Below are 24,512 nucleotides of genomic sequence, written 5' to 3'. Positions count from 1 at the left end.
GCGCGGCATCTGCGTCTTCGGCCGCGACCGAACCCCTGACGTCCCCGTCCTGGTCCCGCGGGCGGGGGGGGCGTGGACTCGAAGGAGCGACCGTGACCGATGTGGAGGACCGGCTCGAGGGCGCCATCCGTGCACTGCTCGCTGCCCGGGCCGACGGCGCGAGCATCTGCCCGTCCGAGGCGGCTCGCCGGGTGGGCGAGGACGACTGGCGCCAGTTGATGGGGCCCGCCCGACTGGCCGCTGCGCGGCTCGCCGCCGCCGGTGAGGTGGACGTCACGCAGGGTGGGGTCGTGGTCGACGCGGCGCAGGCGCGAGGGCCGATCCGCATCCGGCGCAGGGTGTCTGCTCCCGGCCCCTGACGTCCCCCGCCGCACCGGGAAGCCATTCCGGCACGCCCGCTTCACCACCTGACGGGCACGGCGCATGCAACGATGGCGACGTCGCGATGTGGGGGACGACGACCGATGGCTGGCGCGCCGAGCGACTTCCACCCGCGGTTCGATCGCGACCACACCTCGAACCCGCTCGATCCCTGGGGCCGATGGATCCTCCGCTGGTTCGGCGCGACGCTGACCGTCAGCATCCTGGCCATCGTGCTGATTCTCGCCGCCGACCCGGACTGGCCCGTCGGCTCGATCCTGCTCTTCGCGTTCCCGATCACCCTCCTGGTCGGCGGGCTGACGCTCTTCGCCTCCGGCGCGCGATGGCTGTTGTCGAGATTCGCGCCACCGCAACTGCAGGGCGCCCTCGTACCGGTCATCGGTGTCGGCGTGCTCGCAGGCCTCGTCCCGCTGTGGCTGTTCTTCTTCGGCGGCTCACTGCCCGACCTCACCGCAACCGGCCTTCGTGACTCGGTCGCGACGACCGTCCCGGCCGGGATCGGTGGGGGCGTGGCCAGCTACCTCGCCGAACGTCAGGTGTCGGCCCGCGGCCGGCGCTGGTGGCTGACCACCCTCGTCGCTGGGGTGGGCGCCGGACTCGTGAGCGTCTGGGTGTGGTTCGGCTGAACGGAAGCGGTCACGGCACACCCCACCAGCCGCGCTCTGCCGGACGCCGTGCCGTTCCCCGCTCAGCCGCCGTCGCGGCCGCGTCGCCACGCGGCGACCACGGCATCGACGTCCAGCACGCCGATCGACGTCGACGGTCCGCTGGTCACGGTCGCGTTCACGCGGCGGATACGCGCGTTCAGTGCCTCGACGATGGTGCGCACCTGCGCCTCGGAGCGGGCCTCGGTGACGCGCTGCATGGCTTCGTCGCGTTCGTGGCGGATGGCCAGCGCGGGCGGTAGCGCGGCGATGCGCTCACGCTCGAGCTTCTTCTTGATCCACCAGTTCTCGTCGCGTGGCGCGTGCAGGTCGGCGATCGGGCGGCCGGCACCGGGCAGGCCCTCGAACTCGCCGCGTTCCTGCGCCTCGCGGATCTGCCGCTCGATCCACGACTCCCAACTCATGCCGGAGGGCTTGCGTTCGGTCACGGTGTCCCCATTCGCCGTCGGCGATCCCCTGGCAGGGTGGCACGCGACGGAGCGACCGCGAAACGCGACGAGGAGCAGCCCATGGCCAGCAAGCGGCTCGACCGACCAGGACGCGGCGACGGGCGGCTGATCGCCGGGGTCTGCTCGGGGATCGCGCAGCACTACGGCTTCAGCACCGGGCTCGTCCGTCTGCTGTTCGTGATCTTCGCGATCACGGGTGCCAGCGAGCTCGCCTACCTGGTGCTGTGGCTGGTGATGCCCAAGCGACGTTGAGCCCCGTGGCTCAGCGGCGCTCGACCCGGTCGACCAGCTTCCACGCCGCCGGGACGGCCGCGGCCGCCGCGAGCAGCTTGACCGCGTCCCCGAACAGGAACGGGACGACGCCGGTGGCGACGGCCTCCGTGGCGGACAGACCGAGCACCAGCGCGAGCCCGGCGGCGCCGAAGGCCCAGATCAGCAGGTTGCCGACCGCCATGGCGCCGATCACCTGCAGCGGCGTGCGCGAGCCCAGCCGGCGGACCATCGCGCCGACGACCGCGGCCGCGACGACGAAGCCGACGATGTAGCCCAGCGTGTGGGGGCCGGCGGCCGTGAACCACGGGACGCCGGCGGCACCGACCGCGAGGTAGAGCAGGGCGCCGGCCGCGGCGCGCGTGCGGCCCAGCACGATCGCACCCACCAGGACGGCGAAGGTCTGGCCCGTCACCGGCACCGGGTTCCCGGGCAGGTAGAAGAAGAGCTGTGCCGACACGGCGATCGCGACGGCGAAGCCGACCGACAGCACGACGTCGCGGACGCGCTCGCCGGGCAGCACGTCGGTCAGGACACGATGGTGCGGATAGGCGGCGCTGGACACGAGGACACCTCACGGGGGACGACCGGTCGGCGCGGAATCTAGGCGCCCGCCGGCGGTCGCCGATAGTCGGGTGTCATCACGGGGTGTCCCTCGGGCGGCGTTCACCCCGCCCAGCGCACACGTGCCGGCCGGGCGAACCAGGCGCCGACCAGCACGACCAGCACGACCACGAGCAGTGCCACCCGCACCGAGGTCGCGTCGGCGACGGCGCCGTTGACGGCCGCCGCCAGCGGACGGGTGCCCAGGAAGGCCACCGACCACAGCGCCATGACCCGTCCCCGCAGCTCCTCGGGGACGCGCTGCTGGATGAGCGTGGTGAGCGCCGTCAGCGAGAAGGTCATTGCCCGCGCCGGCGACCACGAGGCAGCTCAGCGCCACCCAGGCCGTGCCGCTCCAGGCCAGGGCCGCGAACCCGGCGGCGAGCAGCAGCAGGCCCGTCGTGCCCAGCCGCGGCAGCCCGAGCACGCGCCGGGCGCGGCCGAGTACGACGAAGCCGATGGCCGCGCCGACGCCGAACGACGACGCCAGTGCGCCCACCAGCCGCTCGCCGGCGCCCAGCTCGTCCGCCAGCGACGGCGTCAGGGTGATGACGGGGTCGGTGCCGATGCCGACGGTCGCTGCACCGGCCAGCAGTGCCAACAGCACGGAGTCGGCCCGCACGTGGCGCAGGCCTCCGCGGACCGAGGTGTCGCGGGGCCGTGTGCGGGCGACCTCGCGGATCCGCACCGCGACGATGACGATGGCGAAGAGCAGGTTGCTCGCGGCGGCGATCGCGAACGCCGCCGCAGGGTGCGCCGCGGTCACCAGCACCGCGCCCAGGGCTGGGCCCGACGCGCGGGCGATCGTGAAGGGCACCGAGTTGAGCGCGACGGCGCTGGGCAGCTCCGCCCGCCGGACGAGCGAGGGGATCAGCGCCTGCATCGCCGGCCCGCCGATGGAGAACCCGATGCCGACGACGAAGGCCGCGACGATGACGGCGGCGGCGCCGGCGGTGCCCTCCAGCCCGACGACCAGGATGTACACGGCCAGGCCACCCGAGCCCGACGCGGCGACGAGCCGGCCGGCGACCAGTTGCCGGCGGCGGTCGCCGCGGTCGGCGTGCGCGCCGCTGAGCGGCGTGAGCAGGAACTGGGGCGCGAACTGGGCGATGCTGACGGCGCCGACCAGCGTTGCCGACCGGGTCAGCTGGAACACCACGATCGCCGCGGCGATGTTGTGGATCCAGATGCCCATGGTCGACAGGAGCTTGCCGGCGAAGAACGGGCCGAACACCGGATCGAGCAGGAGCCGGGCCGGACCACGCGCAGGCTCGGGCACGGTGTCGCTGGCGACACGTTCGCTCGCCGCCGTGGAGCGCTCGAGGCCGTGGGGGGTACCGGAGGACATGAGAGGTGTGTAGCAGCCACGGGTCCGGCCACGGTGTGCCGGCGTTGGCTGGCCGGACGGGCCACGGGCCGGGGAGGGAGTGGAGCGGGTGAAGGGAATCGAACCCTCATCGCCAGTTTGGAAGACTGGAGCTCTGGCCATTGAGCTACACCCGCGGATGCGGGCGGCAGGGTAGCGAACGACACTTGCGCGCACCTTCGCGACCTTCGCCCCGGTCGGCGGGAGGCACTGTGGCCCTGCTCGCCCCGTAGCCGCCGCCTAGCGTCGGCAACGAGCACCCGCACGTCCCCGCACCGAGGTAGCCACCACATGACCACCATCGCCGAACGGCTGCGCATCGTCCCCGAGTTCCGCCCCGACGAGTACGACCGGGTGACGGAGATCCTGTCCGGGAAGCTCGACCGCCGCCTGAAGCGCTGGAACCCGGAGCAGGTCGAGCTCGAGATCTCGGTGAAGGGACGTGACAGCGACCAGCAGCGGGTCGCGCTCGAGTGCTGGGTCAGCGGGCTGCCGAAGCTGGTCGCGACCTCCAGCCAGCGCAAGCTCGACGACGCCGTCGCCGAGGTGCGTGACGACCTGTTCACCCAGATCGACAAGCACGTGACGAAGAAGGAGGCCTCGCGTCGTCGCTGACGCGAGGCCCGCTGGTCGGGGTGGCCGGATTCGAACCGACGGCCTCCGGCACCCAAAGCCGGCGCGCTAGCCAAGCTGCGCCACACCCCGTGGCGGGCGGGAGCCTATCGCCCCCCGGGGCGCCCTCGCGCGCCAGCCGTCCGCGCGGGCGGGCCCGCGGAATGGACAGGCCGCGGTGGAGATGGAACGATCCCGGTCCCGACCGGTCGCGGCCGGCGTGCCCGCCTGCCACGGCGCGACGCCTCCTCCCTGAGGTGCCGCCGGTCCTCGCACCACCTCGCCGTCGGGTCCATGCCGCGTCCCCGGACCGTGCGACCGGCGCCGCTCGTGCCCGAGCGTCGCGGTGACGCCGGCCCAGAAGCAGACGAAAGCCACCCAACGTGAAGACGTCCGTCGAGACCCTCGACCCCGTCAAGGTCAAGCTGACCGTCGAGGTCGAGCCCAAGCGTGTGAAGCAGGCGTTCGACCGCGCCGCCCGCGAGCTGGCCAAGCAGGTCAACCTCCCCGGGTTCCGTCCCGGCAAGGCTCCGCGCCGGCTCCTCGAGCAGCGCTTCGGCCAGGGCGTGATCGCCCAGACCGCCATGGAGGACGCGCTGTCCGACTACTACGTCGAGGCACTGCGCGCCGAGGAGATCGACGCGGTCGCCCAGCCGGAGGTCGACGTCCAGAACTTCGACGAGGCCGAGGGCTGCACCTTCACGGCCACCGTCGAGGTGCGTCCGAGCTTCGACCCGCCGGAGCACGAGGGCATCAGCGTCACCTTCCCGGAGTGGGACGTCGACGACGACGACGTGGACGCCCAGCTCGAGCAGCTGCGCGAGCGCTTCGCGGAGGTCGACGAGGTCGAGCGCGCCGCCGCCGACGGTGACATGGTCACCCTCGACCTGCGGGTCGAGGTGGAGGGCACCGAGCTCGAGTCCGCGCGGGTCGAGGACGCGCTGTACGAGATCGGCTCGCAGGGCGTGACGCCCAAGCTCGACGAGGAGCTCGTCGGCAAGCGCGCCGGCGAGGAGTTCTCCTACGAGGACGCGCTGCCCGAGGAGTACCCCGAGCACGGCGGCGAGCAGGCCAGCTTCTTCGTCACCGTGAAGGACGTGCGCGAGAAGACCCTGCCGGAGCTCGACGACGACTTCGCCCAGACGGCGTCGGGCTTCGACACCCTCGACGAACTGAAGCGCGACCTACGCAACTCGTTGCTGCGCCGCAAGGTCGAGCAGGCCCAGCACGACCTGCGTGGTCGCATCCTCGAGGCCTACCTCGCCCGGGTCGACCTCCCGCTGCCGCCCTCGATGGTCGAGGCCGACAAGCAGGGCCGCATCCACCAGCTCGAGCACCAGGCCGAGCGCTTCGGCATCGAGATGGACCAGCTGTTCCAGATGGAGGGCACCTCGCGCGAGGAGTTCGAGACCAACGCGCAGCAGCAGGCCGAGGAGACGGTCAAGGCGCAACTGGTCCTCGACGCGCTCTCCAGCCGGCTCGAGCTCGACCTGCAGCCCGGCGACATCGACGAGGAGATCGTCCGCCACGCGCAGGCCAACGGCGTCTCCCCGCAGCAGATCGCGCAGATCATCCAGCAGCAGGGCACGCTGCCGGCGCTGGTCGGCGACATCATGCGCCGCAAGACGATCGACACGATCGTCGCCTCCGCCCAGGTCGACGGCGGCCCGTCCGACGAGGTGCTCGTCGAACTCGGCCTGCTGGACGACCCGGACGCCGCGGAGGCGACGGAGCCCGCCGAGGCGACGGACGCCGCGACGGACGAGCCGGTCGCGGCCCGCGAGGACGCCGACACCGAGGACTGAGCACGCCGGACCGCCCGTCACCGGCGGTTCCGAGCGCACGAGAACGGGCGCCCGCCGAGGATGGCGGGCGCCCGTCGTCGCGCGAGGGGGGCGGTCAGCCCTGGTCGTCGGCCGCGTCGTCACCCGTCGCGTCGTCACCGGCGGCATCGTCGCCGGCCGTGTCGTCACCCGTCGCGTCGTCGCCGGTCGCGCCGTCGCCGGTCGCGCCGTCGCCGGTCGCGCCGTCGCCGGTCGCGCCGTCGCCGGTCGCGCCCTCCTCGCCGCCGAGGCCCTCCTCGGGGGCCATGGGCTCGGGCGACGGCGGCTCGCTGTCGGGGTCGATCCCGGCTCCGGTCACGAGCAGGTCGGCGACCTCCTCGTCGAAGGCCTCGCTCGGTGCGGCGTAGTTGAACAGCGCGATGGTGCCCTGGCCGTCGTCGGCGAGCACGAGGTCGAGCGTGAACGCGGGCTGCTCCTCGACCTCGACGGACTCGAAGCGCAGCCGCTGGGCGCGCTCGGCGCCGCCGACCTCGACCTCTTCGTCGATCGTCGGCTCGATCTCCGGGTCGACCTCCTGGAACTGGGTGCGCTGCAGCTCGAGCAACTCGTCGAAGTCGATCTGCTGCTCCTCCTCCAGTCCGGAGGCGTCGACGGCCTGCGCGGCCAGCTGCTGGCTCTGGTCCTCGTCGGAGGTCGCGACGACGATGCCCTGCAGCAGGCCGAACTCGTCGACCGACCAGCCGTCGGGTACCGGCAGGACGACGCCCTGGCCGCGGAACTCGCCGTCGGTGATGAACTCCTCGGCGTCCGGGAGCTCGGGCTCGCCGGGAGCCTCCGCCGGGTCGTCGGTCGTCGGCTCGTCCGTCGTCTCGGGCGCGGCGCCGGGATCGGTCTCGTCGGCAGCGCCGCCGCAGGCGGCGAGCAGGACCGCCACGGCAGCCGCGGCGGTGGTGTTTCGGAGTCGCACGGGTGCTCCTGGGCATGGGAAGGTGGCCCCCGACGGTAGGGGTCCGCGGGCGGGCCTTCGCCACCGCCCCGGCCGTTCGGCCGGGACATCGGCCGGGGTGCGAGGCTGCTAGGAGGCCGGGCCGACGCCGGCGGGGACCCGTCTCCGGCACCAGCCTTCAGTCGCGGAGGCGCAACCCCACGGTCGGCTCGGACACCCCGGGTACAGTCGGCCGCCAGCCCGACCCGGAGGAAACCGCGGTGGACTTCATCCAGCAGACGCCGTCGCCGACCAGCTACCTCGTGCCGACCGTCATCGAGCAGACCAGCCGCGGCGAGCGCGCGTTCGACATCTACTCGCGTCTGCTGCAGCAGCGCATCATCTTCCTGGGCACGCCGGTCAACGACGAGATCGCCAACGTGATCATGGCGCAGTTGCTGCACCTCGAGTCCGAGGACCCGGAGAAGGACATCGCCCTCTACATCAACTCGCCGGGCGGCTCCATCACCGCGCTGTTCGCCATCTACGACACCATGGAGTTCATCAAGCCCGACGTGCAGACGATCTGCATGGGGCAGGCCGCCTCGGCGGCCGCGGTGCTGCTGGCGGCCGGTGCGCCGGGCAAGCGGCTCGCGCTGCCGCACTCGCGGATCCTGCTGCACCAGCCGTCGGGCGGCGCCGAGGGCCAGTCGGTCGACATCGAGATCCAGGCGCGCGAGATCCTGCGCATGCGGGACCTGCTCAACGAGATCCTGGCCGAGAAGACCAACAAGACGCCCGAGGAGATCGACCGGGACACCGACCGCGACTTCATCCTCGACGCGCCGATGGCCAAGGAGTACGGCATCGTCGACGAGATCATCGCGACCCGCAAGGCGCAGGAGCGCGCGGTCCGCTGAGCCGAGGCGCACGCGTTCGGCGCCTGACAGCGCCGGGCGGACGCGGTGGTTACCATCGCGGCGAGCCGCGGGCGGCGGTCGGGGGGAACCGGCCGCAGCCCACGAGACCGCTCACGTCCCGTGGGGGCGAGCAACGAGGACGGCGGAGGGCCGCGATGGCGAAGTTCGGTGAGGGCGACGCTCTCCTGAAGTGCTCCTTCTGCGGCAAGTCGCAGAAGCAGGTGAAGAAGCTGATCGCCGGCCCCGGCGTCTACATCTGCGACGAGTGCATCGACCTGTGCAACGAGATCATCGAGGAGGAGCTCGCCGAGCCCGCCGACCTCCAACTCGACGAGCTGCCCAAGCCCAAGGAGATCTACTCCTTCCTGAACGACTACGTCGTCGGCCAGGACACGGCGAAGAAGACGTTGGCGGTCGCGGTCTACAACCACTACAAGCGCATCCAGGTCGGCGCCGGCGCCGGCGAGGACGTCGAGCTGCAGAAGTCCAACATCCTGCTGCTCGGTCCGACCGGTTCCGGCAAGACGCTACTCGCACAGACCCTGGCCAAGCTGCTCAACGTGCCGTTCGCCATCGCGGACGCCACCGCGCTGACCGAGGCCGGCTACGTCGGTGAGGATGTGGAGAACATCCTGCTGAAGCTCATCCAGGCCGCCGACTTCGACGTCAAGAAGGCCGAGACGGGCATCATCTACATCGACGAGGTCGACAAGATCGCCCGCAAGTCGGACAACCCCTCGATCACCCGGGACGTGTCCGGCGAGGGCGTGCAACAGGCGCTGCTGAAGATCCTGGAGGGCACCGTCGCGTCGGTCCCGCCGCAGGGCGGCCGCAAGCACCCCCACCAGGAATTCATCCAGATCGACACCTCGAACATCCTGTTCATCTGCGGCGGGGCGTTCGCGGGGCTGGAGAAGGTTGTCGAGCAGCGGCAGGGCCGGCGCGGGGTCGGCTTCGGTGCCGACGTCGCGGCCGCCCGCGGTGACGACCTCGCCCAGCTGCTGCGCAACGTGCTGCCCGAGGACCTGGTCAAGTACGGGCTCATCCCGGAGTTCATCGGCCGGCTGCCGATCGTCAGTTCCGTGGAGCCGCTCGAGCGCGACGCACTGGTCGACATCCTGACCGGGCCGCGCAACGCGCTGACCAAGCAGTACAGCAAGTTCTTCGAGTTCGACGGCGTCGAGCTTGAGTTCGACGAGGAGGCGCTGGGCGCCATCGCCGACCTCGCGATCCTGCGTCAGACCGGCGCCCGCGGCCTGCGCGCCATCCTCGAAGAGGTGCTGCTGAACACCATGTACGAGCTGCCGTCGCGCCAGGACGTCGGCCGCTGCGTGATCACGGCCGACACCGTGCGCGAGAAGGTCAACCCGACGCTGGTGCCGCACAGCAAGCTGCGCAAGCTCGAGGAGCCCCAGGAGCGCTCCGCCTGAGCGCACCTCACCTCATCTGACGCCCCGCGGTTCGCGGGGCGTCGCTCTTTGCCTCCGTAGTTGCGCCCGCTCCGGCGTGGGGTGGCTGCCTGCGCAGGGGGCGTTCCGCCCCGACCCACACTGCACTCGTGAGCATCGCTTCGCTCGCTCACAGCCCCTGCTACGGCAGCCACCCCACGCCTCCGCTCCCGCACGCCAAGGGACGAAGGCCTGTCGGCGCCGCCGTCACTTGTCGGCGTCGCCCCTTGCGTGGGGCGCCGAGGGACGAAGGCCCTTCGGGGCCGCCGTCACTTGTCGGCGTCGCCCCTTGCGTGGGGCGCCGAGGGACGAAGGCCCTTCGGGGCCGCCGTCACTTGTCGGCGTTGATGGAGAAGCCGGCCAGGAACGGCTTCTGGAGCAGGACGAAGACGATCGTCGGCGGGATGGAGGCCAGCAGTGCCCCGAGCATGAGCGGGCCGTAGGTCTGGCCGCCGCCGGTGTTGCGCAGTGTGCCGAGCCCGATCTGGACGACCTGCGCGGACTGGTCGTTGATGATCAGCAGCGGCCACAGGTACATGTTCCAGCTGTAGATGAACGAGATGACGGCAAGTGCCCCGATCACGTTCCACGACAGCGGCAGCAGGATCCGCCACAGGTACTGCAGGGGCGAGGCGCCGTCGAGTTGCGCGGCCTCGGACAGTTCGGTGGGCAGGTTGGCGAAGTGCTGCCGGAACAGGAACGCGCCGGTGGCGGAGGCCAGGAACGGGATCGTCAGGCCGTACATGCTGTTGCCCCAGCCGAACCCGGACACGATCTGGAACAGCGCGAGCACCAGGATCTCGGTCGGCATCATCAGCGTGACGAGCACGAACCAGAACACGATCCACTTGCCGGGGAAGCGCAGGTGGACGAACGCCAGCCCGCACAGCAGCGCCGTCACGGTCTTGCCGACCGTGATGATGACCGCCTGGATGGTCGAGTTCCACAGGTAGCCGCCGAGGTTGCGGGTATTCCAGACCACGTCCCAGTTGTCGGCCAGCCGGTCGCCGGGGGTCAGGCGGAACGCGAAGAAGTCGGCGTTGCCCTGGGTCGCCACCAACGCGGCGTACAGCACCGGGAAGCCGATGACGAGGCAGGCGACGATCAGCGCGAGGTGGGTGTACCAGTGGTCGGCACGCGACCGCCGGGCGAGCAGGCGTCGTCCGCGCGAGGGACGCTTCGGCGGCGGGACCGGCGCGGTCGCCGGCGGGACGCGGGTGGACGGCAGGGTGTCGGCCATGTGGGTTGCTCCTACCGGCCGTAGCTGACGCGGCGCCCGGTGGAGCGGAACTGCCACACGGTCAGGGCGATGACGCCGGCGAACAGGATCATGGACTGGGCCGCGCCGCGGCCGAGGTCACGGCCGGGGATGGCGGTCAGGTAGATCTCGTACATCAGCACGCTCGTCTCACCGGCCGGCCCACCGCGGGTGAGGTAGTCGATCGTCCCGAACGTGTCGAAGAACGCGTAGGTGAGGTTCGTGACGACGAGGAAGAACGTGATCGGCGACAGGGCTGGCACGACCACGTGCCGGAACCGCTGCCAGGCGTTGGCGCCGTCGAGTTCGGCTGCCTCGAGCTGGTCGCCCGGCACGGTCTGCAGGCCGGCGATGTAGAAGAGCAGGTTGTACCCGAGCGTCTTCCACACGCTGGCCAGGATGACGACGATCTGGGCCAGCAGCGCGTTCTGACGGTAGTTGGGCAACGAGATGCCGAACAGCTGGCCGAGCCAGTGCTCGACGATGCCGGCGTTGGGATCGAAGATGACGAAGAAGATCAGGCCGGCGATGGGCGGGCTGATCGCGTAGGGCCACACCAGCAGGGTGCGGTACAGGCTGGCGCCGCGGATCGGCTGGTAGGCGAGGTAGGCGACCGCCAGCGAGATGCTCAGGCCCAGCACCACCGTGCCGGCCGAGATGATGAGGGTGACGACGTAGACGCGCTGGAACCCTGGCGTCCACAGCAGGTACAGCAGCCACAGGGCCCCGAACACGCCGGCGGTGGAGGCCCACCCGGCGTACTTCTCGAGCGTGACGCCGGCGCCGGGCACCGCGGCCCGCGCGCGGCGGCGCAGCGCGACCGCCAGCGTGAAGGCGACGGCGGTGGCGAGGAGGGCCACGCCCGCCAGCTGCGGGGCGTTGAGGCCGATGAGCTCGGTGAAGTTGGTCACGCACCGGTCGGCGGTACGCGGCGCGCCGAGCCGGACGTTCATGGTCGACAGCCGGGCCGTGCGCAACGCGGGCCAGTACAGGAACACGATCAGCACGGCCAACGTCGGTGCGAGCAGCACCCACGGCAGGAACGGGTGGCCGCGGAACACGCCGTGCGTGGTGCTGTCGCCACGCTTGGCCCGCTCGGCAGCGCCCGCGGGATCCAGCAGCGTCCAAGCGAGTCGCAGTCCGAGCAGCACGCCGACGGCCATCAGGAACAGCCCGAAGCCCACGTCGGCGGCCGGTCGTCCGGCCTCGAACGTGCAGAACCCGAGCGGCACCTGGAACAGGGCGCCGCCGCCGGCGCCGGCCGCCGCGCCCGCGGCGGCGGCCGGACCGGTCCGCCGGCCGGACCGGCGCGCCAGCGCGGTGAGCGCGAGCGCGCCGGCCAGGCCGGCCAGCAGCAGTGCGGCGACGACCATCAGTCGACGAACAGCTCGTTGTAGTCGTCGAGCAGACGCTGAGCTTCCTCGTCGGCCTGACTCATCCGGTCGGCCGGGTCCAGGTCGTTGACGAGCACGTCCTCGATCGCGCCGGTGATGACGTCACGGATGGCGACGAAGTTGCCCATCAGGACCCCTGCGGTCGCGGGCGAGGCCGGCGCGGCCGCCAGCTGCTCACCGGCCACGGCGGAGTTCGGGTTCTCCTCGAACCAGCCCTCCTCCTCGAGGAGTTCGACGGCCGCGTTGGTGATCGGGATGTAACCGGTGACGCGGTGCCAGTCGGCGGCGTTCTCCGGGTTGTTCAGGAAGTTGAGGAACGCCAGCGCGACGTCCTCGGTCTCCGTCTCCAACCCGTCGACCAGCCACAGGGTCGCACCACCGATGATGTTGCCGCCCTCGGCGCGGTCACCGTTGCCCGGCATGAACGAGGCCTCCACCTCGAAGCCGCCGTTCTCGCCCTCCTCGGTCAGGAGCGTGGTGTCGGACGACGAGTAGATGAGGAACGGCACCTGCTGGGACGCGAAGGCGTTGTACGTGCCGTCCCAGTCGCGCTGGACGCCCGTGTAGACGTAGTGGCCGGCGTCCTGCAGCTCCTTCCACCACGTCACGTAGTCGACCATCGCCGGCGTGTCGATGGCGACCTCGTCGGCGCGGCCGGCGCGGCCGTTGTCGTTGTTGGCCAGGACCTCGCCCTGCTGGGCGATCGACTGCTCGATGAACCAGGAGTGGTTGGGCCAGGTGATGCAGTGCTCCGGCGCGGCATCCGAGGCCATGATCGTGTCGCAGGCCTCGGTGATGCCCTGCCAGGTGTCGGGGATCTCGTCGACCCCGGCCTCTTCCAGCATCGTCCGGTTCGTGAACATGATCGCCGACGAGGTGTTCCACGGCATCGAGCGCAGCTCGCCGTCGATCGTGTAGTAGTTGGCGGCCGATTCGACGACGTCGTCGATCACGACGGGGACGTCGAGGATCTGGTCGCGTCCACCGATCGCCTCCGTCACGCTCGTGAACAGCGGGTCGCCGGCGTTGGTGACCGCGTCATTCGCCTCGGTGGTGGCCGCCTCGAAGTACTGCACGACCGCCGGCGGGTTGCCCTGGTCGACGGCCAACAGCGTCGCGTCGAAGAGCGCCTCGTAGTTGTCGTAGCCCTGGACGGTGATCTCGTAGCCGTCCAGCTGCTCGTTGAAGGCGGCGGCGACGTCGCGGGTCCAGTCCAGGCGGGCGTCGGTGAAGGCGATCCACACCGGCACCTCCGTGACACCCTCGGCGACGGGCTCGGGCTCGTCGACGCCCTCCTCCGCCGCGGCGCCGTCGTCACCGCCCTCCTCGGGCGCCGCGGTGTCGTCGGCACCCCCACAGGCGGCCAGGCCCAGGGCCAGCGCGAGCGCCGCCGCGGCGGCGCGGTTGGACGCGTGACCGCGTCGACCAGCTCGAATGTGTGACATGCGGCTTTCTCCCCGGAAAGTGCTACGTACGACGGGACGGACCGGCGGCACGCTAAGGACGAGGCGTTACCCCCATCCGTCGCTCCGCCAGCGACGCGGTGAACGCTAGACGGCCGCGAGGTGTCCGGTCTCATCGAGGTGCACCTGGTGCCGGTAGCGTGACCGGTCATGACCGACCCCGACCCGGCCGCAGACGGCCGACCAGCCCCCGCGTCGCACGGCCGTCAGTCGGGCGTGCAGCCCGTCACGCGGGCCGACGTCGCGGCCGCCGCCGTCCGCGTCGACGGTCACGTGCGCCGCACCCCGGTGCTGACCCTGGAGGCCGACGCGCTCGGCCGGTCGGCCCCGGTCGTGGCCAAGCTGGACCTGCTGCAGCCGACCGGTTCGTTCAAGGTCCGCGGCGCCACCTCGCTGTTGACGGGGGTGGCGGTGCCCGACGCGGGCGTGGTGGCGGCCTCGGGCGGGAACTTCGGGCTGGCCGTGGCGTACGCGGCGCGACGCCTCGGCCATCGCGCCATCATCTTCGTGCCCGACTCGTCACCGCCCGCCAAACTGCGTCCGCTGGCCGACCTGGGCGCCGAGGTGCACGTCGTCCCCGGCTACTACGCCGACGCGCTGGCCGCGGCCGACGAGCACGTGGCGACGACCGGTGCCCTGCGGGCCCACGCCTACGACCAGGCCGAGGTGGTGGCCGGGCAGGGCACGGCCACGGCGGAACTGCTCGTCGAGCACCCGGACGTCGACACGCTGCTGGTGGCGGTCGGCGGCGGTGGGCTCCTGGCCGGTGCCGCCGCCGTCGTGGGCGACGACGTGCGCCTGATCGGCGTGGAGACCCACGGCACGCCGGCCCTCACCGCCGCCCGCGCGGCCGGGCACCCGGTGGACGTCGAGGTGGGTGGGCTGGCGGCCTCGTCGCTGGGGGCCCGCCGGCTCGGCGACCTGGCCTGGGCGGCGCAACCGTGGGTCGACGACGCGCTGCTCGTCACGGAAGACGAGGTGGCACAGGCGCAGCGTGATCTGTGGGCGGCGGCCCGGCTGGTGGCCGAACCGGGCGGCGCGACGGCCCTGGCCGCGCTCACCTCGGGCCGGTACGTGCCGGCACCGGGCGAGCGGGTGGCGGTGCTGGTGTGCGGCGGCAACGTGGATCCCGCGACCGTGGTCGGCTGACCTCGGGTCCGGCCGTGCCGCGGGCCCGCGCCCGCGGCCCGCGCCCACGGCCCGCGCCCACGCGGCGGTAGGGGATTTCCCCTCTACCGCGCACCGGCGTCAGGGGAGCAGCATGGTGTCGGCTCGCGGGAACGCTGCCCGCGCCGTCAGGGATCGAGCCATGCGCGCCACCGTCCACCCACCCCGTGCCCCGGGCGGACTCGCGGGGCGGTTACGGGACTGGCGTGATGCCGGTCTCCTCACCGACGAGCAGCTGCGGTCCATCGCGGCCTACGAGCAGCAGCGGCAGACCGCCCCGCACCGCCGCACGGTCTTCGCCGAGGCGCTCGGCTACGTCGGTGCCGCCCTCGCCCTGGGCGCGGTGGCGCTGCTCGTCGGCGAGTTCTGGCCCGACTTCACGACCGCGGCCCAGCTGGTACTGATCGCGCTGCTCACCCTCGCGCTGCTCGGCGCCGGCCTGGCACTGCGCAGCACGGCGCGCGCGCCGTTGCAACGGCTGGCGAGCGTGCTGCTGCTCGGCACCGTCGTCGGTACCGGCTGGTTCGCCGGCCTGGTCGCCGGCGACCTCACCCGCCTGGACGAGGCGCAGGTCGCCCTCGTCGTCGGCGCCGCCGCGTTGGTGGCCGCACTCCCGCTGTACCTGATCCGTCGCCGCGCACTGGCGCAGCTGGCGATGCTCGGCGCCACGCTCGTGGTCGTCACGGCCGCGCTGAACCTGCCGGCACTGCCGCCACACGCCGGCTGGATCGGGCTGACCGTCGCGACGGTCGGTGGCGCCTGGTTCGTCCTCGGCGCCGGCGCGTGGCTCGAGCCGCGTCCCGTCGCCGAGGTGGCCGGCGCGGTCGTGGCCCTGCTCGCCTGCCAGGCCCCGTGGGAAGGCAGGGAGTGGCTGCTGCTCCTCCTCGGGGTCGTCCTCGCCGGTGGGCTGGTCGCGCTCGCGGTGCTGACCGACGCGCTGCATCTGCTGGTGGTCGGCGCGCTCGGACTGTTCCTCCTGGTGCCGCGGCTGGTGTTCGCGTGGTTCGGGGACGCCATCGGCGGTCCGGCCAGCATGCTGGTCGTCGGCCTCCTGCTGATCCTGCTTGCGGTCGGCATCGGTCGGGCCCGCCGCGAGATCGGCGACGCCGACGTCGGCGGGGAGGTGCCACGATGAGCACCGTGCTCGAGCGTCCTGGCACGCCGACGCCGGAGACCGGTCGGCGCAGCATCGGGCTGCTGGTGCTGGCCGGTGCACTCGTGCTCGTGGTCGTGACGCTCACGGTCCTGTTCGGCCTCGAGCGCCCGCCGGCGCTGTCCGCGCTCGCCGACGAGCCGGACCCGGCGCCGCCGGCGGCCGTGGCCTGGATGGCCTGGGAGAACGAGGAGTCCTGCATCCACGTCGCGCAGCCGACCGGTCCCGTCGCCACACCCTGGTGCAGCCCGGAAGGGGCCGAGATCGCCGGCTGGACCGACGACGGTGACGTCCTCGTCCGTGTCTGGGACGGCGCGACGCGGCTGCGCTCCGTCGACCCGGCGAACGGGCAGGTCACGGGCCAGCATGCAGACACCACCGACGAGCCGCTCGGCGAGTCGGCCGCCGTCTGGACCGAGCGAGACGGCGACACCCTGATCGTCCACGACGCCACCACGGACGCGCAGGTCTGGCGGGTGCGTGCCCCCGACCGCTACCGGATCGAGACGTCGGCGTACGCGCCCGGCGAGGATTGGCTGGCGATGGTCGACACGGCCGGCCGGCTGCTGGTCGCCCCGAGCGACGGCAGCGTCCCGCCGCGGGTCTGGGCGTCGGACGTGCCACCGTGGCCGGGGGTCGCGTGGGAGGGTGGCGGCCGGACCGGTTGACCGCCCGTCGTGCTACCTCGACGTCACCGGTGCCATGCGCGCCGGTGACGTCGACATGGAGCCCACTGGACACCCGTCGCTACGCTCGGCGGGTCCACGCGCCCCGCCCCGTCTCGCCCGTCGGCCGAGTACCCGGGCGCGCGTCCTGAACCGTCCTCCCGGGGAGCACGACGCCGTGAGCGAGTTGCCGAAGGCCTACGACCCGGCCGCGGTCGAGCCGGAGCTGTACGACGACTGGCTGCGAGCGGGCCTGTTCCACGCCGAGCCCGACGGCTCCACCGTGCCGCCCCACGGCGAGGGTGCCCCCTACTCGATCGTGATCCCGCCGCCCAACGTCACGGGCTCGCTGCACATCGGCCACGCGCTGGACAACAGCATCCAGGACGTGCTGATCCGCCGGGCACGCATGCAGGGCCGCAACGCGGTGTGGATCCCGGGAACCGACCACGCCGGCATCGCGACCCAGAACGTCGTGGAGAAGCAGCTGGCCGCCGAGGGCACCGACCGGCACGCGCTGGGCCGCGAGGCGTTCGTCGAACGCACCTGGCAGTGGCGCGAGGAGTCCGGTGGGATGATCCTGCGCCAGCTGCGCAAGCTGGGCGCGTCCTGCGACTGGGAGCGCGAGGCCTTCACGTTCGACGACACCCGCTCGCGCGCCGTGCGCGAGGTCTTCGTCACCCTGTACGAGCAGGGCCTGATCTACCGCGGCAACCGGCTCATCAACTGGTGCCCCCGCTGCCACACCGCGCTGTCGGACATCGAGGTGGAGCACGAGGAGACGGTCGGCGAGCTGGCCCGCTTCCGCTACCCGCTCGTCCCGACCGACGCGGACCCCGAGCCCGGGTTCGTCGAGGTGGCCACGACCCGCGCGGAGACGATGCTGGGCGACACCGCGATCGCCGTGCACCCCGACGACGAGCGCTACCGCGCCCTGGTCGGCCGCCAGGTGCACCACCCGTTCCAGGACCGCACGCTGCCGATCGTCGCCGACGACTACGTCGACCCGGAGTTCGGCTCCGGGGCGGTGAAGATCACCCCGGCCCACGACCCGAACGACTACGCGATCGCCCAGCGTCACGACCTGCAGGTCATCGACATCATGGACGACGCGGCGGCGCTCACCGACGTGGTGGGGGAGCGCTTCGCCGGCCTGGACCGGTTCGACGCCCGCCGCGAGGTCAAGACGGCTCTGGACGAGCTGGGGCTGCTGGTCGGCGTCGAGCCGCACACCCACGCGGTCGGCCACTGCGAGCGCTGCAAGACGGTCGTCGAGCCGCGCCTGTCGGACCAGTGGTTCGTCGCCGTCCGCCCGTTGGCGGAGAAGGCCGCCCAGGCGATCCGCGACGGCCGCACCGTGTTCGTGCCGGAGAGCCGCACCAAGCCGTTCCTGGAGTGGCTCGACAACCTGCACGACTGGTGCATCTCCCGCCAGATCTGGTGGGGGCACCGCATCCCCGCCTGGTACGGACCGGACGGGCAGATCGAGGTGTCGCGCACCGACCTCGACCGCGAGGGCTGGGTCCAGGACGAGGACGTGCTCGACACCTGGTTCAGCTCGCAGCTGTGGCCGTTCACGACCATGGGTTGGGAGGGACCGGACACACGGACCCCGGAGTTCGAGACCTGGTTCCCGACCTCCGTGCTGGTCACCGGCTACGACATCAACACCTTCTGGGTCAGCCGCATGCTGATGATCAGCCTGTGGCTGCACGACGAGGTGCCCTTCCGGGTCGTGCACAACCACGGACTCGTGCGCGACGAGTTCGGCAAGAAGATGTCGAAGTCGTTCGGCAACGTCATCGACCCGCTCGACCTCGTCGACAAGTACGGCGCCGACGCGACCCGGTTCGCGTTGCTGCGCTCGGCCGCGCCCGGCACCGACGTACCGATGGCCGAGGAATGGGTCGAGGGCGCCAAGCGGTTCGCCAACAAGCTCTGGAACGCCGGCCGGTTCGCCCTGAGCAACCTCGACGGCACCCGGCCGGACGAGCTGCCCCCACCGGCGTCGTTCACGCTGGAGGATCGCTGGATCCTGTCGCGGTTGGAAGCCGTCCGGGCCGAGGTCGATGCCGCCTACGACGCCTACGACTGGCCGGTCGTGTCCCGCACGCTCTACCACTTCGCGTGGGACGAGCTCGCCGACTGGTACCTCGAGGCCGTCAAGGTCCGCCTCTACGGCGACGACCCGGCCGCGGCGGAGGTCGCGCGGCAGGTGCTGGCCGTGGTGCTCGACGACCTACTGCGCCTGCTGGCCCCGGTGATGCCGTTCGTGACCGAGGCGCTGTGGCGGGCGCTGACCGGCGCCGAGGGCGGCAGCCGGTCGCTGATGGTCGCCCCCTGGCCGCAGGCGCGTGCGACGGCCGACCCGGAGGCGGAGCGCGACTTCGCTGTGCTGCAGGACCTCGTCACCGAGGTGCGCAAGTTCCGTTCGCAGAACGGCATCGCGCCCTCCGCCCGGTTCGCGATCACGCTGGCGACCCACCAGCGGGCCGTGATCGAGGCGCAGGAACCGCTGGTCACCGCTCTTGCCGGTTTGTCCGAGCTGCGCTTCGTGGACGCCCTCGAGGAGCGCGCGGGTACCTCGACGATCGTGTTCGCGGCCGGCAGCGCGCAGGTGGAGCTGGCCGGACTGATCGACGTCGCGGCCGAACTCGGGCGCCTGGAGAAGGAGCTCGCGCGGGCCGAGGGCGAGCTCGCCCGGGTCGAGGGCAAGCTCGGCAACACCGCGTTCGTGGAGCGTGCGCCGGCCGACGTCGTCGCCCGCGAGCAGGCCCGCCGCGAGGACCTGCACGTCCAGATCGGACAGCTGCAGGAACGGGTCGACGCCCTCAGCGCCATGTCCGACTGACCCCCGGGTGACGGCCTCCGGACGGGTTGACCGGTCGAGCTACCCACCCGTAAGTTACGGCGACGTAGCTTTCGTCGACCGGAGTCGCGCATGGCCACCGCCCGTCTGACCGACCGAGACCTGCTGTCCGAGCTCGAGCCGGTCGCGGAGGCCGAACTCCGCCGCCACGAGCAGATCGCGGACGAGTGGTTCCCGCACGACTACATCCCGTACTCGGTGGGGCGCGACTTCGACAAGGATCCCTGGACGCCGGACCAGTCGCGGCTGACGGGGGTGGCCCAGATCGCGTTCGAGGTGAACCTGCTCACCGAGGACAACCTGCCCAGCTACCACCGCGAGATCCACGAGCTGTTCGCGCACGGCGACGGCGCCTGGATCAACTGGATCCACCGCTGGACCGCGGAGGAGGGCCGGCACTCGATCGTGCTGCGCGACTACCTCGTCGTCACGCGCGCGCTCGACCCGTACGAGCTCGAGCGCAACCGCATGCAGCAGGTGATGACCGGCTACGACCGCGACGGCAAGGACACCCTGCGGGGGATGGCCTACGTGTCGTTCCAGGAGCTCGCGACCCGCATCAGCCACCGCAACACCGGCCGCTACAGCGACGACCCGGTCGCGGACCGGATCATGGCGCGGATCTCCAAGGACGAGAACCTGCACATGATCTTCTACCGCAACCTGCTGTCGGCCTCGATGCGTGTCGACCCCTCGGCGGCCATGGAGGCGATCGCGGCCGAGGTGATGGGCTTCGAGATGCCCGGCAGCGGCATGAAGGACTTCCAGCGCAAGGCGGTGCAGATCGCCAACGCCCAGATCTACGACCTGCGAGTCCACCACGACGAGGTCGTGTGGCCGCTGCTGCGCCACTGGAAGGTGTTCGAGCTCGAGGGCCTCGACGCCGCCGCGGAGCAGGCCCGCGAGCAGCTCGCCGGCTTCCTCGAGGGCCTCGACCAGCTCGCGACCCGGCACGAGGAGAAGCGGGCGGCACGGGCGGCACGGCAGGCGGCCGCACGCGCCTGACGGCGACGCGCGCCGCCAGCTGGCGGCGTGCAGCGACGGGCATACGACACGGGCGGTCACCACCGGCAGCCCGGCCCCGGCCCGGTCGGCGGTGCACTCGGCAGCCACTAGCCTCGATGGGGTTGGCACCCGACACCCGAGGCCCGTCCTTGCCACCGACCGATCCCGCCTTCGCCCGCGCCCTGGAGGCGCTCGGCTCGCGCGGCCCCGGCCGCATGGTCCCCGACCTGTCCCGGATCACGCGCCTGGCCCAGATGCTCGGCGACCCGCAGCTGGCCTACCCCTCGGTGCACGTCACCGGGACCAACGGCAAGGGCTCGGTCGTGCGGATGGTCGGGGCGCTGTGCTCGGCCGCGGGCCTGTCGGCCGGCACCTACACCTCGCCGCACCTGCAGACCGTGCGCGAACGGCTGTCGCTGGCCGGCCGCCACATCTCCGAGGCCCGGTTCGCGGCCGTGCACGACGAGGTGGCCGTCCTGACCGACCTGCTCGACCAGGCGGCCGTGGAGGCCACCGGCCCCGACGCCGACCGGGTCACCTTCTTCGAGCAGCTGACCGCCATGGCCTACTGGTGGTTCGCCGACGTCCCGGTCGACGTCGGCGTCTTCGAGGTCGGCATGGGCGGGCGCTGGGACGCGACCAATCTCGTCCGCGGCGACGTCGCGGTCATCAACGAGATCGACGTCGACCACCCGCAGCTCGGCGGCACGCCGGTCGAGGTGGCGCGTGAGAAGGTCGGCATCATCAAGCCCGGCTCGCACGTCGTCTCGGCGCGCCAGCACCCCGACGTGGCCGACGTCGTCGAGGCGACCGCCGCCGAACACGGCGCCACGCTGTGGTGGGCTGGCCGTGACTTCGAGGTCGTCGACCGCAGGGTGGCCGTCGGAGGCCAGCTGCTGACGCTGCGGGTGGGGGAGCGGCTGCTCGACGACGTGCTGCTGCCGCTGTTCGGCGAGCACCAGGCCCGCAACGCCGCCCTGGCGCTGGCGGCGTTCGTGGGTTTGACCGGCGACAGCTTCGCGGCCATGGACGACGACGTGGTCCGTCACGGCCTGGGTGCCGCGGCCGTGCCCGGTCGGCTGGAGATCGTCAACCGGGAACCGACCGTCGTGCTCGACGGCGCCCACAACCCGCACGGCGCCGAGGCGTCGGCGGCGGCGCTCGGCGAGTCGTTCGGATTCCGCGAGCTGATCCTCGTGGTCGCCTGCCTCGAGGACAAGGACATCGCCGGCATCCTGCGGGCCTTCCGTGACGTCGCCTCGCACGTGATCGTCACCCACGTCGACAGCCCCCGGGCCGCCAGCCTCGGCCACATGCGGGACGCCGCCGAGGAGGTCTGGGAGGGCACCGGCACGCCGGTCGAGGTGGCCGACGACGTCACGTCGGCGCTGGACCTGGCCGAGGCCGTCGCCGGCGAGTTCGACGGGATCCTCGTGGCCGGCTCGCTACACACCGTCGGGGCGGCGCGCGACCGCTACCTACCGGTCGTGGACAGCGGTGACGAGGTGGTGCGCGAGCCCGACGACGAGGACGACGACGCCGACGGCGGGCTGGCCGCGGAGGCCGACGAGCTGTCGGCGCTGCTGGCCGACGACGACGCCCTGCAGGAGGCCCTCGACCGCCTGATCGACGAGGACCGCTGACCGCCCGGCGCGGCGCGTTGCCGGGGGCCCTCGACTTGTGGCCGGGGGCGCCGCCGGGCAACCTGCCCCGCCGACCCACCCCCGCCGCCACCTCGGCGGTGTCGCGCTGCCCTTCTTCTTCGACCCAGGAGCCTCCCGTGGCCAACGAACGCACCCTCATCCTCGTCAAGCCCGACGGCGTCCAGCGCGGCCTCGTCGGCGAGGTGATCGCCCGCATCGAGCGCAAGGGCTACACCCTCGAGGCCCTGGAGCTGCGCACCCTCGCGCGGGCGACCGCCGAGGAGCACTACGCCGAGCACACCGACAAGCCCTTCTTCGGCGAGCTCGTCGACTTCATCACGTCCGGCCCGCTGGTCGCCATGTGCGTCGCCGGCGAGGGCGCCATCGCCGGGATGCGCACGCTGATGGGCGCGACCAACCCGCTCGAGGCCACGCCGGGCAGCATCCGTGGCGACTTCGCCACCGTGATCGGCGAGAACATCGTCCACGGTTCCGACAGCGTCGACAGCGCCAAGCGCGAGCTGGGCATCTTCTTCCCCGACCGCTTCTGAGGCCGGCCGGGCCGGCGCTCGCGGCGCCGGGCCCCGACCCCGATGCGTGCATCCTGACACGCCCGAGCGGCAGGTCCGGATGCACGCATCGCCGTTTTCCCCAGCGCCGCGCGTGCCCGATCCGCCGTCGCGCACGCCGTGCGGCAGGCTGCCGCCCGCCACGCGACGCCGACCACGACGGGGGAACGGATGAGTACGACATGGGCCGTGGGTGCGCCGGACGGACGGGTCGGGGAACTGGCGCCCTGCCTCGCGTGCGGGCCCGACCCGTTCGTCCCGGGCGACCGTCAGCGCATCGCGGTCACCAGTCCGGAGACCGCCGCCGACCTGCTGGTGCCACGCGTCGCCTTCCGCGACCGCGAACGCTGCGTCGCCGCGTTCCTCGACACCAAGCACCGCGTCCTGCGGGTGTCGACCATCAGCATCGGCTCCGTCGACCACACGTTCATGTCGCCCAGGGACGTCTTCCGCGATGCCCTGCTCGCCAACGCGTCGGCACTGGTGCTCGCCCACAACCACCCGTCGGGCGACCCGGAGCCGTCCCGGGACGACCAGGCGGTGACCCGGCGGCTGGCGCGCGCCGGCGAACTGGTCGGGGTGCAGCTGCTCGACCACCTCGTCGTCGGTGGGCCGGACTGGGTCAGCCTCGCCCGCAGGGGCACGATCTGACGGGTTCCCGGCGCGGCCCGGACGGACGGGACGCGCGCGGCGCCGTCACCGGGACGCGGGTCCTGCCGGCAGGTGTTAGCATCCTCGCGGCCCGCGGGGCGTACGCTCGGTGCGTGCGTCTCGGAGTGGCACACGGCTCCCGCTCGCCGTCGGCGTCAGCGGCCGTCGCATCCCCCTGATCCCCCGAGCCCGGCAGGTCTCCCCGTGGCTGCGAACATCGGCAACACCTTCCAGTTCCTCGGTCGCGACATGGCCGTGGACCTCGGCACCGCCAACACCCTGGTCTACGTCCGGGGTCGTGGCATCGTGCTCAACGAGCCCTCCGTGGTGGCGATCAACACCAAGAACGGTGCGATCCTGGCCGTGGGCGCCGAGGCCAAGCGCATGATCGGCCGCACGCCGGGCCACATCATGGCGATCCGGCCCCTGAAGGACGGCGTCATCGCCGACTTCGACGTGACCGAGAAGATGCTGCGCTACTTCATCCAGGCGGTGCACAAGCGCCGGTTCCTGGCGAAGCCGCGCGTCGTCGTCTGCGTCCCGTCCGGCATCACCGGGGTCGAGCAGCGCGCGGTCGAGGAGGCCACCATCCAGGCCGGCGCCCGCGCCGCCTACATCATCGAGGAGCCGATGGCCGCGGCCATCGGCTCGGGCCTGCCGGTCCACGAGCCGGCCGGCAACATGGTCGTCGACATCGGCGGTGGCACCACCGAGGTGGCGGTCATCTCCCTCGGCGGCATCGTGACCAGCCAGTCGATCCGCATCGGCGGTGACGAGCTCGACGACGCGATCATCTCCTACATCAAGAAGGAGTACTCGCTGATGCTCGGCGAGCGCACCGCCGAGGAGATCAAGATGGCGATCGGCTCGGCGTTCCCGCTGGCCGACGAGCCGCATGCGGAGATCCGGGGCCGCGACCTCGTCTCCGGCCTGCCGAAGACGATCATCGTGTCCGCCGACGAGATCCGGAAGGCGATCGAGGAGCCCGTCAACGCCGTCATCGACGCGGTGAAGAACACCCTCGACAAGACGCCGCCGGAGCTGGCCGCCGACATCATGGACAAGGGCATCGTCCTCACCGGCGGTGGTGGGCTGCTGCGGGGCCTCGACGAGCGCCTCAAGCACGAGACCGGCATGCCCATCCACATCACGGAGAACCCGCTCTCCTCGGTCGCGATCGGCTCGGGCAAGTGCCTCGAGGAGTTCGAAGCCCTCAAGAAGGTGCTGATCTCCTCCTCGCGTCACTGATCCG

Annotated in this window: 23 protein-coding genes and 2 tRNA genes; 16 read left to right on the top strand and 9 right to left on the bottom strand. The window is 72.0% G+C overall.

Annotated elements, in window-relative coordinates:
• Window positions 1-92: 92 nt before the first annotated feature.
• Both ACERM0_RS11770 and ACERM0_RS11765 read left to right on the top strand, forming a co-directional pair.
• Complete coding sequence (locus tag ACERM0_RS11770) at window positions 93-359, top strand: DUF3253 domain-containing protein (protein ID WP_373678784.1); 267 nt, start codon at window positions 93-95, stop codon at window positions 357-359.
• A gap of 105 nt (window positions 360-464) precedes the next feature.
• On the top strand, window positions 465-1,007 hold the full coding sequence (locus ACERM0_RS11765) for a hypothetical protein (RefSeq protein WP_373678783.1): 543 nt from the start codon (window positions 465-467) through the stop codon (window positions 1,005-1,007).
• Between the two features lie 62 nt (window positions 1,008-1,069).
• On the opposite strand, the gene ACERM0_RS11760 is transcribed toward ACERM0_RS11765, so the two are convergent.
• The gene (locus ACERM0_RS11760) at window positions 1,070-1,474 is read right to left on the bottom strand and encodes a DUF1992 domain-containing protein (RefSeq protein ID WP_373678782.1); all 405 of its coding nucleotides are present in this window, start codon (window positions 1,472-1,474) and stop codon (window positions 1,070-1,072) included.
• Window positions 1,475-1,555: 81 nt separating this feature from the next.
• Here ACERM0_RS11760 and ACERM0_RS11755 point away from each other — a divergent pair, with 81 nt between their 5' ends.
• Complete coding sequence (locus ACERM0_RS11755; protein WP_373678781.1) at window positions 1,556-1,747, top strand: PspC domain-containing protein; 192 nt, start codon at window positions 1,556-1,558, stop codon at window positions 1,745-1,747.
• Between the two features lie 10 nt (window positions 1,748-1,757).
• Here the strand turns inward: ACERM0_RS11755 and ACERM0_RS11750 are convergent, their stop codons facing one another.
• From ACERM0_RS11750 to ACERM0_RS11740, 3 genes are all read right to left on the bottom strand, one after another.
• Window positions 1,758-2,330 (bottom strand): biotin transporter BioY, encoded by a 573-nt coding sequence (locus ACERM0_RS11750; RefSeq protein ID WP_373678780.1) that lies wholly within the window; start codon window positions 2,328-2,330, stop codon window positions 1,758-1,760.
• A 9-nt stretch (window positions 2,331-2,339) separates the two neighbouring features.
• Window positions 2,340-3,716 carry an MFS transporter gene (locus tag ACERM0_RS11745; RefSeq protein ID WP_373678779.1) on the bottom strand — a complete coding sequence of 459 codons (1,377 nt, stop codon included), beginning with the start codon at window positions 3,714-3,716 and terminating at the stop codon, window positions 2,340-2,342.
• Window positions 3,717-3,796: 80 nt separating this feature from the next.
• Window positions 3,797-3,871 (bottom strand) — tRNA-Gly (locus ACERM0_RS11740).
• A 154-nt stretch (window positions 3,872-4,025) separates the two neighbouring features.
• Here ACERM0_RS11740 and ACERM0_RS11735 point away from each other — a divergent pair.
• A complete protein-coding gene (locus ACERM0_RS11735; protein WP_373678778.1) occupies window positions 4,026-4,349 on the top strand; it encodes an HPF/RaiA family ribosome-associated protein in 324 nt (107 codons plus the stop codon).
• 12 nt (window positions 4,350-4,361) lie between these two features.
• Here the strand turns inward: ACERM0_RS11735 and ACERM0_RS11730 are convergent.
• A tRNA-Pro gene (locus tag ACERM0_RS11730) sits at window positions 4,362-4,439 on the bottom strand.
• A gap of 290 nt (window positions 4,440-4,729) precedes the next feature.
• Here ACERM0_RS11730 and tig point away from each other — a divergent pair.
• Window positions 4,730-6,151, top strand: a complete 1,422-nt coding sequence (gene tig / locus ACERM0_RS11725) for a trigger factor (protein WP_373678777.1) — start codon at window positions 4,730-4,732, stop codon at window positions 6,149-6,151.
• A gap of 94 nt (window positions 6,152-6,245) precedes the next feature.
• Here tig and ACERM0_RS11720 read toward each other — a convergent pair whose 3' ends face one another.
• Window positions 6,246-7,097: a hypothetical protein gene (locus ACERM0_RS11720; protein ID WP_373678776.1), complete on the bottom strand. Its 852-nt coding sequence runs from the start codon at window positions 7,095-7,097 to the stop codon at window positions 6,246-6,248.
• Between the two features lie 248 nt (window positions 7,098-7,345).
• Between ACERM0_RS11720 and ACERM0_RS11715 the strand changes: the two genes are divergently transcribed.
• Both ACERM0_RS11715 and clpX read left to right on the top strand, forming a co-directional pair.
• Window positions 7,346-7,975 carry an ATP-dependent Clp protease proteolytic subunit gene (locus ACERM0_RS11715; protein WP_373678882.1) on the top strand — a complete coding sequence of 210 codons (630 nt, stop codon included), beginning with the start codon at window positions 7,346-7,348 and terminating at the stop codon, window positions 7,973-7,975.
• Between the two features lie 155 nt (window positions 7,976-8,130).
• Window positions 8,131-9,405, top strand: coding sequence for an ATP-dependent Clp protease ATP-binding subunit ClpX (gene clpX / locus ACERM0_RS11710; RefSeq protein WP_373678775.1), 1,275 nt, complete (start codon window positions 8,131-8,133; stop codon window positions 9,403-9,405).
• Between the two features lie 349 nt (window positions 9,406-9,754).
• Here the strand turns inward: clpX and ACERM0_RS11705 are convergent, their stop codons facing one another.
• The 3 genes from ACERM0_RS11705 to ACERM0_RS11695 are packed head-to-tail and all read right to left on the bottom strand — an operon-like array spanning window position 9,755 to window position 13,520.
• Complete coding sequence (locus ACERM0_RS11705) at window positions 9,755-10,663, bottom strand: carbohydrate ABC transporter permease (RefSeq protein ID WP_373678774.1); 909 nt, start codon at window positions 10,661-10,663, stop codon at window positions 9,755-9,757.
• Between the two features lie 11 nt (window positions 10,664-10,674).
• Complete coding sequence (locus ACERM0_RS11700; RefSeq protein WP_373678773.1) at window positions 10,675-12,054, bottom strand: carbohydrate ABC transporter permease; 1,380 nt, start codon at window positions 12,052-12,054, stop codon at window positions 10,675-10,677.
• Window positions 12,054-13,520 carry an extracellular solute-binding protein gene (locus ACERM0_RS11695; protein ID WP_373678772.1) on the bottom strand — a complete coding sequence of 489 codons (1,467 nt, stop codon included), beginning with the start codon at window positions 13,518-13,520 and terminating at the stop codon, window positions 12,054-12,056. The genes ACERM0_RS11700 and ACERM0_RS11695 overlap by 1 nt, the downstream gene beginning before the upstream one ends.
• Before the next feature lie 168 nt (window positions 13,521-13,688).
• On the opposite strand from ACERM0_RS11695, the gene ACERM0_RS11690 reads away from it, so the two are divergent.
• The 9 genes from ACERM0_RS11690 (at window position 13,689) to ACERM0_RS11650 (ending at window position 24,508) form a co-directional block, all read left to right on the top strand.
• On the top strand, window positions 13,689-14,687 hold the full coding sequence (locus ACERM0_RS11690; protein WP_373678771.1) for a serine/threonine dehydratase: 999 nt from the start codon (window positions 13,689-13,691) through the stop codon (window positions 14,685-14,687).
• A gap of 160 nt (window positions 14,688-14,847) precedes the next feature.
• Window positions 14,848-15,840 (top strand): DUF2157 domain-containing protein, encoded by a 993-nt coding sequence (locus ACERM0_RS11685; RefSeq protein WP_373678770.1) that lies wholly within the window; start codon window positions 14,848-14,850, stop codon window positions 15,838-15,840.
• A complete protein-coding gene (locus ACERM0_RS11680) occupies window positions 15,837-16,526 on the top strand; it encodes a hypothetical protein (RefSeq protein ID WP_373678769.1) in 690 nt (229 codons plus the stop codon). The genes ACERM0_RS11685 and ACERM0_RS11680 overlap by 4 nt, the downstream gene beginning before the upstream one ends.
• A 175-nt stretch (window positions 16,527-16,701) precedes the next feature.
• Entirely contained in the window at window positions 16,702-19,374 is a 2,673-nt protein-coding gene (locus ACERM0_RS11675; protein WP_373678768.1) for a valine--tRNA ligase, read from the top strand.
• 90 nt (window positions 19,375-19,464) lie between these two features.
• The gene (locus tag ACERM0_RS11670) at window positions 19,465-20,397 is read left to right on the top strand and encodes an acyl-ACP desaturase (RefSeq protein ID WP_373678767.1); all 933 of its coding nucleotides are present in this window, start codon (window positions 19,465-19,467) and stop codon (window positions 20,395-20,397) included.
• A gap of 122 nt (window positions 20,398-20,519) precedes the next feature.
• Window positions 20,520-22,040, top strand: coding sequence for a folylpolyglutamate synthase/dihydrofolate synthase family protein (locus tag ACERM0_RS11665; RefSeq protein ID WP_373678766.1), 1,521 nt, complete (start codon window positions 20,520-20,522; stop codon window positions 22,038-22,040).
• Window positions 22,041-22,177: 137 nt separating this feature from the next.
• Window positions 22,178-22,591 carry a nucleoside-diphosphate kinase gene (ndk, locus tag ACERM0_RS11660; protein ID WP_373678765.1) on the top strand — a complete coding sequence of 138 codons (414 nt, stop codon included), beginning with the start codon at window positions 22,178-22,180 and terminating at the stop codon, window positions 22,589-22,591.
• Window positions 22,592-22,780: 189 nt separating this feature from the next.
• Window positions 22,781-23,260 carry a RadC family protein gene (locus tag ACERM0_RS11655; protein ID WP_373678764.1) on the top strand — a complete coding sequence of 160 codons (480 nt, stop codon included), beginning with the start codon at window positions 22,781-22,783 and terminating at the stop codon, window positions 23,258-23,260.
• A gap of 216 nt (window positions 23,261-23,476) precedes the next feature.
• Window positions 23,477-24,508: a rod shape-determining protein gene (locus ACERM0_RS11650; RefSeq protein ID WP_373678881.1), complete on the top strand. Its 1,032-nt coding sequence runs from the start codon at window positions 23,477-23,479 to the stop codon at window positions 24,506-24,508.
• Window positions 24,509-24,512: the final 4 nt, after the last annotated feature.

It is taken from the genome of Egicoccus sp. AB-alg2 (genome assembly GCF_041821065.1).
In the GTDB taxonomy this organism is placed as follows: Bacteria; Actinomycetota; Nitriliruptoria; order Nitriliruptorales; family Nitriliruptoraceae; genus Egicoccus.
Note: the sequence above shows the minus strand (reverse complement) of the source record. Positions and strands in the feature narration are given on the sequence as shown.